A 13130-nucleotide genomic window follows, 5' to 3' on the forward strand; every position below is an offset into this window, starting at 1 on the left:
CATTTTTATTCTCTGACATAATTAAATTCCTTCCATAATAAGAAACCCGAATTCCGGATTCCTCCCAATAAAGTAAAATCAGAAAGCAGGCCATACCATGACCTGCCGGCTGATTTTATTATACAATGGATTGAACCCAGAATCTACTGGCAAAAATAGTTCCCGGACATGTATCCGGGAACTATCATGATTCTCTCTCTCACCCCGCTTTCCGCCGCATCGATGCCAGAACGGTTTAATCCGGCAGAAAACTGATTATTTCTTATTTGATAAAGCTGACGTGCCTGTTAATTTCCTCCACAGCCTCGTCTTTTCTCTGGTTAAACACCACCTTGTTCTCCTCAAACAAATTTCTTCCATGGGTATCGATGGAGACGATCAGGGGGCCAAATTCCTTGATTCTGCATACCCAGAGTGTCTCCGGCATTCCCAGGTCACGCCACTGCGCGTCCTCAATCTCCTCGACACAGGTGGCGGCCACGACTGCACATCCGGCTGGGAATACACAGTGAATCGCCTTTCCTTCCCGGCATCCTTCCATGGTCTTTTCTCCCATGCCGCCCTTTCCGACGATGACCCTGACTCCGGTCTCCTCGATAAATTCCTTCTCAAATTTCTCCATACGCATGCTGGTGGTGGGACCTACGGATACCATCTCAAACCTGTCATCGGAACCCGGAATGGGCCTTACAATGGGGCCTGCGTGAAAGATGGCTCCGCCCCTCACATCGACCGGAAGCTTTCGGCCTTCCTCGATCAGTCTGCGGTGTGCCACATCACGGCAGGTTACGATATGGCCGGATAAGTATATAATATCTCCAGCATGGATATCTTCCAGATCTTCCGCCCGAAGCGGTGTCGTTAATACCTTCTTCTCCATTATAACGTTACCTCCTTATGAGATGTGATGGTATAGTTTAAATCCTTATCAAACTCGATGTGCCCTCTTCTGTGCGACCAGCATCCGACGTTGACCGCCACGCCGATGGTGGATGGATGGCGGGCCGTATTCTCGATATGCACGCCCATGACGGAATAGCTTCCGCTCATGCCCTGAGGCCCTAAGCCGATCTTATTGATCCCGTCTTCCAGCATACGTTCCAGGGAGGCGGCTCTCTCATTGGGATTGTGAGTTCCCAGAGGCCTCATTAACGCCTTCTTGGACAGCAGGGCCGCCGTCTCCACGGAGGTAGCCACTCCGACGCCTACCAGAAGAGGCGGACATGCGTTCAGTCCATAGCTGGTCATCACGTCCATGACGAACTGGGTTACTCCCTCGTATCCGGCTCCCGGCATCAGCACCATAGCCTTTCCGGGAAGTGTACAGCCGCCTCCCGCCATGTATGTATCGATGCAGCACGTATCGCAGTCCGGGACGATCTCCCAGAATACGGTCGGTGTTCCCTTTCCCACATTCTTGCCGGTGTTGTACTCGTCAAAGGTCTCCACGCTGTTGTGGCGGAGGGGTGCCTTGATGGTGGCCTCGATCACCGCTTCCTTTAACAGCGCCTCCAGTTCTCCGATCAGTGGAAAATGGACCCCGCATTTCACGAAAAACTGCAGGACTCCCGTATCCTGACAGCAGGGACGGTCCAGCTCCTTCGCCAGCGTCTGGTTCTTAAACATGGTATCGTAGATGGTTTTGGCCAGCGGGCTGGTCTCCTTCTCTCTCAGTTCTTCCAATTTCGCATAGACGTCGTCGGGCAGTACCTTTCCCGAATAAGCCACGAACTTCGCCATGGTGTCTGTCATCTGTGCAGCAGCCTGTTCCTTGTTCATTTCTTACATCCTCCTTGTTATAAGCACTTTGCGGCTGTCCGTGGGCCGCTTATGTACAGTACTAGAATCATTCTTTCCCGGTTCCTACGGATAAAACGGGAAGAATATGGGCAGCAGCACCAGACTCACAATCGTGGATACCACGATGAGCGGAAGCCCTGCTTTTACATAATCCATAAATTTATACCCGCCTGGCGAGATGACCATGGTGTTGGCAGGCATACCGATCGGTGTCGCATAGGCACAGGAGCCGCCGATTACGGTTGCCATGAGAACGGCTCTCGGATCCGCGCCCATACCGGCTGCGATCGAGACGCTGATCGGAACCAGCAGTGCCGTCGTCGCCGTGTTGGACATGAAGTTTGTCAGCACACAGGAAATCATGAATACGGCTACCAGCAGCAGGAACGGAGACGCATTCTTACCGAGAAGTCCAATCACGAAATCGGCGATGGCTGCTCCGGCTCCCGTGGTCTCCAGCGCTTTTGCAAGGGCCAGCGTTCCGCCGAATAAGAAGATCGTCTGCATGTCAATGGCCTTGTAGGCCTGTTTTTCACTGATAACTCCGGTTAAGACCATGATCAGCGCGCCGACACATCCGGTTATCTCCAGCTTGATTCCAATCTGCTTCTCAAAGATCATTCCTAATATCGTACAGACTAAGACCACCAGGGATACGCTCTGCTTCCACTTCGGAACGCTGCTGTAGTCCACCTGTTCATCGAAGGTGCTGTCCCCGTCGGTCGGTGTCTTCTCCGGCAGGAATTTATAACCGATGGTTGCAAAATAGATGATGCCGCAGATCAGCATCGGCAGGCCGATCTTGGCATATTCGAAGAAACCGAAGCTCATTCCCATCTCCTGCAGGGCGCTCTGGGCAATTAAGTTGCCCGGTGCTCCGATCAGGGATAAGTTACCGCCCAGAGCCGCCGCAAATACCAGCGGCATCAGAAGTCTGGATCTCGAATACCCGGACTTTGCCGCAATACCGATCACGACCGGAATCAATACGGCCGCCGTACCCGTGTTGGATAAGAAGCCCGACATCAGGCCCACCACGATCATGATGGTGACGATCAGCTGGCGCTCCGTCTTTGCAAACCTTGTAACCACGCCTCCGATCTTGTTGGCCATTCCCGTCTCAAAAAGCGCGCCCCCGACAATAAACATGGCCACAAACAGAATGACATTGCTGTTCGTAAAGCCCGCAAATGCGTCTTTCGTGCTCAGCACTCCCGTGAGCACAAGGCCAATACACACGATCATTGACGTGACTGCCAGCGGAATCCGTTCCCACACGAACATCACAATGGCAAACAAGAGAAACAACAGTGTAACAACTACTGGATCCATAAAGCCCCTCCTTTTTCATTGGATACACTTTTGATATTTGATATATGATAATGTATCCATTTGTTATCCTAATCATACGCCTCGGCAGATCCATTTGTCAAGGCGTTTGTTTGATTTCGTTGTTTTGTACTATTTTTAGTGATGATTTTTATTCAATTCTTACAATCCTGGCCTTTATTTCATCCCATCAATCCGTCTCGAATCTGGTGAGGATGTTCTTCATGCTTCTGATAATATGGTCATTCATCAGCTTTCTGGCCCGGCTGCCGTCGTGGGCCTTCATGGCGTCGAGAATCTTCTTGTGCTCGTAGATGGAAATCTTGGCATAATCCTCTTCCGTCACCTTGTGTCCCATGGACAGCCCATTCCACATGGAGGAGAGAAGCGATTTCATCTTCTCGTTGTCCGCCGCCTCCCAGATTCCCATATGAAACGCCTGGTTATATCTGGAGTATTCCGCCGAATCGTTGTCCTCCAGCGCCTTCTCGGCGATCTGATACGCCTGATCCACCGCGGATAAATCCACGCCCTCGGCGCTGGCCCTGGCCGCGGCCTCCCCTTCCAGGACGGCCCTCGTCTCGTAGTGATCCCGGATGGTCTTTTCATTGATCCCCTGGACTACAGCCCCCTTGTTGGGGCGCAGCTTAATCAGCCCGTCTCTGGCCAGTATCTGAAATGCCTCCCGCACCGGTGTCGTCGAGACGCCCACCAGCTCGGCGATTCCTTCCAGCGTGATCTCCTGCCCTTCCTGCAGCTCCCTGGAAAGAATGGCTTTTCTCAGGATAGACGCTACCTGCTCCCGGGCCGGAAGCAGCTTTACCTTACCCAGATTATTCATACGTTTTCTCCTTACTGTTCAGCAGGCAGTCCGCCATACGGCCGTAGTAACGGTTCATGGCGGCCCTCAACGCCTCCTCGTCCCCGCTCGCAAGCGCGGCCCCCACATCGGTCAGCTGTTCCGCAGCCGCATTTCCCCGTTTTACTCTCTCGACCGCATAGGAAACGTAGCTGTCTAAAAGGCGCAGAAACAGCTGATGAATATAGGAATTCTTGAGGCTGGCCAGTGCATGCTTATGCCAGGCCATCTCGGCCCCGGCGGCGGCCTTCCGTTCTCCGCTTCCCGCCGTCTCTGCCAGTTCCGACAGCCGGAGAAGGAGCTCGCCTCTCTTTTCCTCCGGTATCATCAGCAGAATCTCCGTCTCCATGGCGGCGGCCATACGAAAGGTGTCCCTCACCTGCTTCTCTTCCATGGCCGCCACCTGCATATGGCGGTTGGGGAGGCGCACAATCAGGCCTTCCTGCGCCAGAGACTGAAGCGCTTCCCTGACCGGCATGCGCGACACCCCCAGCTGTTCCGCGATCAGTTCCTGCGTCAGCTCCTCGCCCGGCCTCATATTGCCGGCCAGAATCTCGCTGCGTATGGCGGAAACGATATAGTCTTTTGTCTGTACTGCACTCACTGTCTCCATGTTATCACTCCTGTTCTTCCGGTATCGCGTATCAGCCGTTCAGTTTCTCTTTATAATACCCCTCCGCGCAGTACAAAGCGCCTGCCGGATTGTGGGCCAGAACGCGGTCCTTCACCACCAGCGTGGTGACAAATGCATCCGAATACCTGTACAGGAAGGAATCATGCCCCACACAGAGGCCCAATGCGATGTTAAACTCCGTCTTCTGCTCGTTCAGCAGGCTGGCCTGAAAGACCGGGTTGCACATCGGCTCAAATTCACCCGGATGGACCTTCCGTTCCTCGGCAATTCCAATGCGGCTCTTATCTGTCCCTCCAGCCTTGCAGATCACGGATACCACCGTAAATCCATGCCTCGTCAGAATATCCGACACGATCTCCGCCTCCTTCCGGAGGCCCCTGCAGAACGCCAGGCCAAGCTTCCGGTATCCCATGCGTCTGCAAAATTCTATGGTTTCCTTTACTCTCACCCACTGGCCGTATCCCAGGCTCTCTATCTCCGACGAAGTCACGTAAAAATCGTGATTTTCCGGTTTTTCATACTCGGATAGCGCTTCCTTCAAAAGCGGTTCATTTCTCATGGGACAGTTTTTAGGAAGCGCCTTCTTCTCTCCTGCACTGCAGGCATAAACTTTACATTTGGCACACATGTACATTGATCTTACCCAGCTTTCTTTTTATATTTAATATTGTATCCAATTATCGTTCTGATGTCAAAGGCAAAATCCCTTAATTTTCAATGGTTTACCGGCTTACGCACTTTCTTCCGGTATCAAACTGTGCTATGATAAAAGAAATATACTTTGGGCTTGAACCGGGAGGTAATTGTTTTGGGTAAAAAGACACTGGCTGAGATAGAGTCACTGGCCCGCAAAATACTGACTACGTACTTTTGCGACTCTGACATGGAATTCATGATTTCGACATTTGCCGATGACATCGTATGGCTTGGCAGCGGAGAACAGCAGAAGGCGGAAGGAAAAGAAGCAGTAGCCGCAGTTTTCCGCAGCGGCAAGGATGGGATGATCGCCTGCGACATGTGCGAAGAACAGTATCATTCCATCGATTTAGGCGGCGGCTCCTACTTATGCGAGGCGGTCAGCCGTCTGATCAGCAAGCCCGAATCAGAGACCTGCTTAAATATCCAGCAGAGGGCTACCTTCGTTTTCCGTGAAAAGGGGGACGGCCTGGAAACGGTTCATATTCATAACTCTGTCCCATTTTCGGAGATTCAGGACGACGAACTCTTTCCGGTGGAATCGGGCCGCCAGGCCTTCGAGCGTTTGAAATCCGCGCTGGACACGAAAAAGCAGGAATACGAACATCAGACCCGATTTCTGGAACAGCTGTACCATACGCTTCCCTGCGGTATCCTCCAGTTTTCCACCGATCCCTCCCGCACCATCATCTCGGTCAATCCCATGGTATGGCGATTTTACGGATACGCCTCGGAGTCGGAGTACCGGGAGGCGGTCAGGAACCCGCTCCAGAAGGTTGACACACAGGACCAGGAGTGGATCTCCGCGCTTCTCGACCGCCTCACCCTGAACGGAGAGTCCGCCTCCTACCGCCGTCACTGCATCAAGAGGGACGGGGAGGAAGCCTGGATCAATGTGGTAATGGGACGGATCATCAACAGCAACGGTGTGGAGGTCATCCAGGCGGTGTTTACCGATATCACCGAGCAGATGCATCTGGAACAGGCCCAGGAGCAGGAGCGGATTCTGGAAAACCGATCGCTGCGCGCCGCGATCTGCACTGCCTATCCTCTGATCGTGAGCGTCAATCTGACTCAGGACACGTACCACTGCTTTGTAAATGACCAGCTGGAGTATCAGTTTCCTCAGGAAGGCTGCTATACGGAGCTGCAGGGCAGCAGTATTCCGGGAATCTACAGCACCTACCAGGAGGATTTTACCAACGCCTTCGGCCGTGATGCCCTTCTTCGCCGCTTTGCAGCCGGAGAACAGGAAGTCTATATGGAACTGCAGGGGCGGGCAGTGGACGGCAAATACCACTGGCTTTCTATCCACGCCATTGCCGTGGAGAATCCGTTCAGCGACGATGTTCTGACGATCTGTCTGATCAAGTTCCTCGATGAACTGCGGCAGGAACAGGCCCGTCAGGAGCAGCTGCTCCGGGATGCCCTCGCGTCAGCCCAGGCGGCCAGCCGTGCCAAATCGGACTTTCTCTCCCGCATGAGCCACGACATACGGACACCGATGAACGCTATCATCGGCATGAGCACCATCGGCCAGATCAAGCTGAACGATACGAGGACAGTAAAAGACTGTTTTCAGAAGATTGACACCTCGTCCAAGTTTCTCCTCTCCCTGATCAACGACATTCTGGATATGTCCAGGATTGAGACGGATAAGATGGAGATCGCTCATGACCTCTTCGATTTCACGGCATTTGTGGAGGAGATCAACCAGATTATCTATCCGCAGACGCTGGAACGGGAGATTGGCTATGAGATGCGTCACCTGGAGCCTCTGGAAAGCCATTATATCGGGGATTCGCTGCGCATGAAGCAGATTCTCATGAATCTCCTGTCGAACGCGCTGAAATTCACGCAGCCGGGCGGCTCGATCTGCGTCGACATCGCGGAAGAAAAGAGAACCAACGGATACGCCTATATCCGTTTTACCATTGAGGACAACGGAATCGGTATGTCGGAAGACTTTATGAAGCGCCTCTTCCAGCCCTTTGAGCAGGAAGCCCCCGGCAACGCCCGCAACAACGTGGGAAGCGGCCTGGGCCTCTCCATCGTCTACAGCCTCGTGCAGCTGATGGGCGGAACCATCTCCGTCACGAGCCGCAAGCAGGAAGGAAGCCAGTTCACCGTCACCATTCCGTTCCAGCTGGTAACCGACGATGAGGAGAAGGAATGGGAACGGAAACGCCAGAATCTCTTAAAGGGCTTCCAGGTGCTGGTGGTGGACGACGATCCTTCCGTTGGCAGGCAGACCTCCCTGATTCTCGACGATATCGGGGCGAAAACGCGGTGGGTGGACGCCGGTATCCGGGCTGTCCGGGAAGTGGAAAACGCCATCGGGGAGAACTGGATGTTTGATATCGCCATGATCGACTGGAAGATGCCCGGTATGGACGGCATCGAAACCGCCCGGCGAATCCGCCGTCTGGTTGGCCCTGATACCATGATTATCATGATCACAGCGTACGACTGGCGCGGCATCGAGGAGGAGGCCCGCGAGGCCGGAATCGACTACTTCATCGCCAAACCGTTGTTCCGTTCGGTCATTTACGATACCTTTTCGAAGCTGGACAAAAAAGACTCCGCGGAGCCGGCCGCAGCCGAGAAGCGGACGCAGGAATCCTCTCTGAAGGGCGCCCGCATCCTCCTGGTGGAGGACAATGAGCTCAATCAGGAGATCGCAAAGACGCTCCTGGAGATGAACGGCGCCGCAGTGGATGTCGCCGGAAACGGGGAAGCGGCCATCCGCTGCTTCCGTGATCAGAAACCCGGAACGTATCAGGCCATTCTGATGGATATCCGCATGCCTGTCATGGATGGGCTGGATGCCACCAGGGGAATCCGGGCCCTGAACCGTGAGGACTCCGCCTCGGTACCCATCCTGGCCATGACGGCCAACGCCTTCGAGGAAGACAGGAAGAAGGCGTTTGAGGCCTCCATGAACGGCTATCTGGTAAAACCGCTGGATATAACTATGCTGATCAGTGAATTGGAAAAAGCGATAGGAAAATAAACGAGAAAGGGAAGTGAGACGCCATATCCGGCATATCACTTCCCTTTTCCGTTTATTTCCCCGCCGCAACAATCGCATCAATGACATCCACATACTCCGCACAGTACTTGCCGTACATGGACGTGACGGCCTCCTGGAATCTGGCCTTTTCTTCCGGAGGCAGCTCCACCACCTGGCAGCCTGCCGCCCGCACCTTTTCCTCAGAGGTCTGCTCCCGCTCCTCCCACAGCTTCCTCTCATAACGGGAGGATTCCTGGGCGCATTCGCGTATGATATCCCGGTCCTCCTTCGTCAGCTTCTCCCATGTGGCCTGGGACACCAGCTGAAGCTCCGGAACACGGTTGTGTTCGTCGATCGTATAATATTTGGCAACCTCATAGTGAGCCGTGGACTCATAGGAAGGCCAGTTATTCTCCGCCCCGTCGATAATCCCGGTCTGAAGGGCGGAATAGACCTTGTCGTAAGCCATAGGCACCGCGGTAGCCCCCAGCGCCTCCATCATTCCCACCATCAGCTCCGACTCCTGGACACGGATTTTCATGCCCTTCATGTCCTCCAGCTTCGTGATCGGCTTCGTCGAGCTATAGAAATTACGTGCTCCCGCGTCGTACCAGGACAGGGCCACCAGATCGGAGCCGTCAAAGGAATTTAAGAAATCGTCGCCAATCTCCCCATCCAGGACCTTCCACATGTGTTCCCTTCCCGTATAGAGATACGGCATCTGAAGCACATTCAGCCTGGGAACAAATTCTGCCAGCGGCGATAAGGACACACGGGCAAAATCGACACCGCCGAACTGCATCTGTTCGATCACCGTCTTCTCATCGCCCAGCACGCCTTGTGCGTTGACCGAGATCACGATTCTACCGCCGGTCTTTTCTTCCACCAGCTCGGCGAATTTGTAGGCCCCCTGTGTTGTGGGGTAGTCTTCTGCCTGATTCTCTGCATACGTAAACACAAATTCCGGATCTACGGCCTTTGTCTGGTCTTCCTTCCGGCCGCCGCACGCAGCCAGGATAACCATTGCAAAGACAAACAGAGCCGCCGTCTTTATTTTCACAGCACAGTCCCTCCTTTCCGCCATGTTCCCTCTATACAACACTTTTCAATGTTACATAGTTATAAAACGCATCCCGGTCTTTTCCAAGCACCCGGTTTGTAAGCACGTAACCGTGGGTGGTATCGGAAAACAGGATAATCATTGTAGGTTTCTTAGAAATCTTTTTGACCGCGGTCCATGGAATTGCCGAGTTCTCGTCACCCACCCGGATGCGGATTCCCGCGTCTCCAAACTCCATCTCCGTATCCTGGCCGATCCCCGCTGCCTGTTTTTCGGCCTTTCTCCAGACGGCAAGCGGCTGGATAACCGTAAAGAGACAGCAGGCGAGGAGCAGAAGGAACCGCCATACTCCGCTGACTGTATTCCATTTATTGATGGTCAGGGCGATCACCGCCGCCGTGAAGATCAGGTTGCACATCCCAACCACCGAACCGTACGTATAATACATGGAAAGCTGCCACAGTTCGCCCGCGGTATTCCTGTAGGTATACTTATATTTCATCACTCACACCTCCGAACCGCCAAACGCTGTTATTTCGCCAATACCGTGGGAAGCCACATACTGAAGGCCGGAACAAACGTAATCAGCATCAGCGTAATGATCATACACAGGTAAAATGGCAGCGTCGCCTTGACAACCCGCTCCATCGGCGTCTTGGATACCGCGGATCCGATAAACAGCACCGCGCCTACAGGAGGTGTTAAAAGCCCGATACCACAGTTCAGAATTACCATAATACCAAACTGGATCGGATCGATACCGATCGACGTGGCGATCGGGAGAAGAATCGGCGTTGCGATCAGGATGATCGGCGCCATATCCATAATACATCCAAGTACAAGAAGAATCAAGTTTAACAGCAGCGCCAGCAGAATCGGATTATCGGTGAGGCCGATGATCGCACCCGCCGCCAGAACCGGAACGTGGAGGCGTGTCAGACAGTTGCCGAAGATGTTGGAGGTGGCAATCAGGATCAGAACGATGGACAGCGTGTCGACGCAGTCACCGAGAACTCTCCAGACGCCCTTCCAGTCCAGCCCCCTGTAGATAAACACACTGACAACCAGGCTATAGATAACCGCGACCGCCGCAGACTCCGTCGCCGTAAACGCACCGCCGACAACGCCGAATACCACGATCAGAACCGCCGCCAGCGCCCAGAAGGACACGCCCAGCTGCTTAAGCAGGTTGATAATACTGAATTTCTCGCCCTTCGGATAGTTGCGTCTGACCGATATAATATACGATCCCACCATTAAGGATACCGCCAGCAGCGCACCGGGAATATATCCGGCCAGGAACAGGCTTCCTACGGAAATGCCGCCCGCCGTGGTGGCATAGATGACCATATTATGGCTGGGAGGAACGAGAAGCCCCTCACAGGATGAGGTGATGGTAACGGCCGTCGAAAAATCGTCGTCATACCCCTGGTCAACCATCATCGGAATCAGAATCGTGCCGAGGGACGCGGTGTCCGCCGCCGCGGAGCCGGAGATTCCTCCGAAGAAATAGGAGGCGACGATATTTACCATTGCCATGCCGCCGCGCATCCATCCGACGCAGGCGTTGGCCAGCGCGATCAGCTTCTCCGAAATACCGCCGGAGCCCATCAGACAGCCCATGGTGATAAAGAACGGAACCGCCATGAGGCTGAAGGAACTGATTCCCTTTACCATCTGCTGACAGATGGTCGTCAGCGGAAGTCCCTGGGAGAGCAGACAGAACACGGAGGAAAGCGCCACCGCGTAGGCAATCGGAAAGCGCAGAAAAACCATGGCAAAAAAGCTGACAAGTAAAACGACAATTGCTAATGTTTCTCCACTCATGACTGGTCCGCCTCCTTTACGAAAAAGCTTTTGATGTGATTGTATACGGCCTCCAGTTCAAAGATCAGCATGGCCACCCCCGCTAAAGGAACCGGAAAATACATCCAGAATCTGGAGATCTTCGGCATACTCACATAGGAACCCTTGGAGCCGATTCCCCTGGCATACTTCCAACCGACGAAAATCATGATCAGCGCCAGGGCCAGAACGGCCGCGTCAGAGAGTAAATCTAAAAATTTTACGACATTTTTCGGCAGATACGAGTCGAAAGCCGTCATGCGGATGTGGGCGCCTCTCCGAATTGCGAGAGCAGCCGAAAGCACCGCCATATAAGACATACAGGTTAAAACCACCTCTTCACTCCACGCCGGATCCGGAATAAACGGAACGTACCGCCCGATTACAGACATGGTGGTAATGAGGATATCCACGACCAGAAGCAGCTTGCATAAGAACATGACAGACTGATAGGTGGCATCGTAGGCAGGTTTAATCTTATCAATTTTATTAAAAATACCCGGCATCTTGATCCCCTTTCCAATACGGCCGCATGCACACTTCCGCGCACATGCCCCGTAACGAACGGGGCACAGAGGCGTAACAAGAATCTTCCTCTGTGCCCGTTTCCATTGCAGCAACAATTTATGAGTTTATTTCATATCGAGAATCTTCTGATACAGTTCTTTGTTGTCTGCTGTAGAGGAATCGATGATATCCTTACAGGCTTCCTGCCATGGGGTGATATCCGGCACTTCTATGACATGGATGCCTTCTGCCTTCAGCTCATCCAGGACCTTGTTCTCTGCCTCTTCGGAGATCTTTCTGTTGAAATCAGATGCGTATTTTCCTGCTTCCATCAGGATGTTCTGCTGCTCTTCTGTCAGCTTATCCCATGCTTCGTCTGTGATAATAACCTGAACCGCGCCAAGGGTATGGCCGTCAAGGATTAAGTTCGGCGCAACTTCCTGGAATGCATTGGACTTGTAGTTTGCAATCGGCTGTTCCGCACCGTCTACCACGCCGGTCTGAAGAGCGGAATACAGTTCGTTAAAGGAAACAACGGTTGGATTGGCGCCCAGGCCCTGAACCATACCATTCATAATCGGGTCGTTGGATACTCGTAGCTTCATGCCCTTTAAGTCCTCCAGGCCGCTGATCTCTTTTACCGTGAAGAAATGGCGGAAGCCTTCCTCGCCGTAGAATAAGCCCCTTACTCCCAGATCGTTGTCATGGGGTTCCATAAGGAATTCCGGAGCCAGGTCACTGTTGGCGAAATTCCAGAAATGGTCACGGTTTACAAATGTATACGGAATAGACAGAAGTACGGATTTTTCCACGCCGTAGCTTGTCAAAGCGAACGCGGAGATACGGGACATGTCGATGGTTCCGCCGCCGCCCAGCATGGTGTCGAGGACATCATTTTCAGAACCGAGAACACCGCTGGCCTGAATGTCGATGGCGATCTTCCCGCCGGAGAGCTCTTCTACCTTCTCCTTGAACGCGGTTGCCATCTGTCCGACGATGGTGTCTAACGGGTTTACCTCGGCATAAACAAGTGTTACTTCCGGCGTGTCGGAAGCCTCTGCCGCCGCGGCAGTCTCCTCTGCTGCTGCCTTCGTCTCCTCAGCCGCCGCTGCCGTGGTGGTCTCAGGTGCCGGCGCCGCTGTCGTCGTCTCCGGTGTCTTTAACCCACAGCCCGCCAGGGAACCCGCCACCATTGCCGCGCATAATACTGTGCTCACAAATCTCTTCTTCATGTCACAATTCCTCCTCTTAACACTCTTTTTACATTTCAGTGCGTTTCTTAACGTTTTCTTTACGTTAAGTTCATTATAAGAGGATTTCTTTTCCGTGAAAACGGTAAATAATTGTGAATCATAGTATTATTTTAACCTATATTTTGTTTTTCTTT

At 53.2% G+C, this 13130-nt stretch carries 12 protein-coding genes; 1 reads left to right on the top strand and 11 read right to left on the bottom strand.

The window, feature by feature from the left end:
- Window positions 1-262: 262 nt before the first annotated feature.
- From ttdB to H8S80_RS28185, 6 genes are all read right to left on the bottom strand, one after another.
- A complete protein-coding gene (gene ttdB / locus H8S80_RS28160; RefSeq protein WP_002604967.1) occupies window positions 263-880 on the bottom strand; it encodes a L(+)-tartrate dehydratase subunit beta in 618 nt (205 codons plus the stop codon).
- Window positions 880-1779, bottom strand: coding sequence for a L(+)-tartrate dehydratase subunit alpha (ttdA, locus tag H8S80_RS28165; RefSeq protein WP_002604968.1), 900 nt, complete (start codon window positions 1777-1779; stop codon window positions 880-882). The genes ttdB and ttdA overlap by 1 nt, the downstream gene beginning before the upstream one ends.
- A gap of 84 nt (window positions 1780-1863) precedes the next feature.
- Window positions 1864-3132: an SLC13 family permease gene (locus H8S80_RS28170; protein ID WP_002604969.1), complete on the bottom strand. Its 1269-nt coding sequence runs from the start codon at window positions 3130-3132 to the stop codon at window positions 1864-1866.
- A gap of 187 nt (window positions 3133-3319) precedes the next feature.
- The gene (locus H8S80_RS28175; RefSeq protein WP_025530027.1) at window positions 3320-3970 is read right to left on the bottom strand and encodes a GntR family transcriptional regulator; all 651 of its coding nucleotides are present in this window, start codon (window positions 3968-3970) and stop codon (window positions 3320-3322) included.
- Complete coding sequence (locus H8S80_RS28180) at window positions 3963-4601, bottom strand: GntR family transcriptional regulator (RefSeq protein WP_117630552.1); 639 nt, start codon at window positions 4599-4601, stop codon at window positions 3963-3965. The genes H8S80_RS28175 and H8S80_RS28180 overlap by 8 nt, the downstream gene beginning before the upstream one ends.
- A gap of 31 nt (window positions 4602-4632) precedes the next feature.
- Window positions 4633-5256: a DUF1847 domain-containing protein gene (locus H8S80_RS28185; protein ID WP_117630551.1), complete on the bottom strand. Its 624-nt coding sequence runs from the start codon at window positions 5254-5256 to the stop codon at window positions 4633-4635.
- A gap of 174 nt (window positions 5257-5430) precedes the next feature.
- Here H8S80_RS28185 and H8S80_RS28190 point away from each other — a divergent pair, with 174 nt between their 5' ends.
- Window positions 5431-8331 carry a hybrid sensor histidine kinase/response regulator gene (locus tag H8S80_RS28190; RefSeq protein ID WP_117630550.1) on the top strand — a complete coding sequence of 967 codons (2901 nt, stop codon included), beginning with the start codon at window positions 5431-5433 and terminating at the stop codon, window positions 8329-8331.
- Between the two features lie 52 nt (window positions 8332-8383).
- On the opposite strand, the gene H8S80_RS28195 is transcribed toward H8S80_RS28190, so the two are convergent.
- The 5 genes from H8S80_RS28195 to H8S80_RS28215 all read right to left on the bottom strand — a co-directional run bounded on the left by H8S80_RS28195 (window position 8384) and on the right by H8S80_RS28215 (window position 12975).
- The gene (locus H8S80_RS28195; RefSeq protein WP_207729900.1) at window positions 8384-9355 is read right to left on the bottom strand and encodes a TRAP transporter substrate-binding protein; all 972 of its coding nucleotides are present in this window, start codon (window positions 9353-9355) and stop codon (window positions 8384-8386) included.
- 67 nt (window positions 9356-9422) lie between these two features.
- Window positions 9423-9893 carry a YcxB family protein gene (locus H8S80_RS28200; protein WP_117630549.1) on the bottom strand — a complete coding sequence of 157 codons (471 nt, stop codon included), beginning with the start codon at window positions 9891-9893 and terminating at the stop codon, window positions 9423-9425.
- Between the two features lie 29 nt (window positions 9894-9922).
- The gene (locus tag H8S80_RS28205) at window positions 9923-11218 is read right to left on the bottom strand and encodes a TRAP transporter large permease (protein WP_002604976.1); all 1296 of its coding nucleotides are present in this window, start codon (window positions 11216-11218) and stop codon (window positions 9923-9925) included.
- Window positions 11215-11742 carry a TRAP transporter small permease gene (locus H8S80_RS28210; RefSeq protein ID WP_002604977.1) on the bottom strand — a complete coding sequence of 176 codons (528 nt, stop codon included), beginning with the start codon at window positions 11740-11742 and terminating at the stop codon, window positions 11215-11217. The genes H8S80_RS28205 and H8S80_RS28210 overlap by 4 nt, the downstream gene beginning before the upstream one ends.
- A gap of 126 nt (window positions 11743-11868) precedes the next feature.
- On the bottom strand, window positions 11869-12975 hold the full coding sequence (locus H8S80_RS28215; RefSeq protein ID WP_117630548.1) for a TRAP transporter substrate-binding protein: 1107 nt from the start codon (window positions 12973-12975) through the stop codon (window positions 11869-11871).
- Window positions 12976-13130 lie beyond the last annotated feature (155 nt).

This window comes from Hungatella sp. L36 (genome assembly GCF_014288035.1).

Bases quoted from the DNA above. Each gene is read 5' to 3' on its own strand.
- ttdB (WP_002604967.1), bottom strand. From the start codon at position 880: ATGGAGAAGAAGGTATTAACGACACCGCTTCGGGCGGAAGATCTGGAA.
- ttdA (WP_002604968.1), bottom strand. From the start codon at position 1,779: ATGAACAAGGAACAGGCTGCTGCACAGATGACAGACACCATGGCGAAG.
- H8S80_RS28170 (WP_002604969.1), bottom strand. From the start codon at position 3,132: ATGGATCCAGTAGTTGTTACACTGTTGTTTCTCTTGTTTGCCATTGTG.
- H8S80_RS28175 (WP_025530027.1), bottom strand. From the start codon at position 3,970: ATGAATAATCTGGGTAAGGTAAAGCTGCTTCCGGCCCGGGAGCAGGTA.
- H8S80_RS28180 (WP_117630552.1), bottom strand. From the start codon at position 4,601: ATGGAGACAGTGAGTGCAGTACAGACAAAAGACTATATCGTTTCCGCC.
- H8S80_RS28185 (WP_117630551.1), bottom strand. From the start codon at position 5,256: ATGTACATGTGTGCCAAATGTAAAGTTTATGCCTGCAGTGCAGGAGAG.
- H8S80_RS28195 (WP_207729900.1), bottom strand. From the start codon at position 9,355: ATGGTTATCCTGGCTGCGTGCGGCGGCCGGAAGGAAGACCAGACAAAG.
- H8S80_RS28200 (WP_117630549.1), bottom strand. From the start codon at position 9,893: ATGAAATATAAGTATACCTACAGGAATACCGCGGGCGAACTGTGGCAG.
- H8S80_RS28205 (WP_002604976.1), bottom strand. From the start codon at position 11,218: ATGAGTGGAGAAACATTAGCAATTGTCGTTTTACTTGTCAGCTTTTTT.
- H8S80_RS28210 (WP_002604977.1), bottom strand. From the start codon at position 11,742: ATGCCGGGTATTTTTAATAAAATTGATAAGATTAAACCTGCCTACGAT.
- H8S80_RS28215 (WP_117630548.1), bottom strand. From the start codon at position 12,975: ATGAAGAAGAGATTTGTGAGCACAGTATTATGCGCGGCAATGGTGGCG.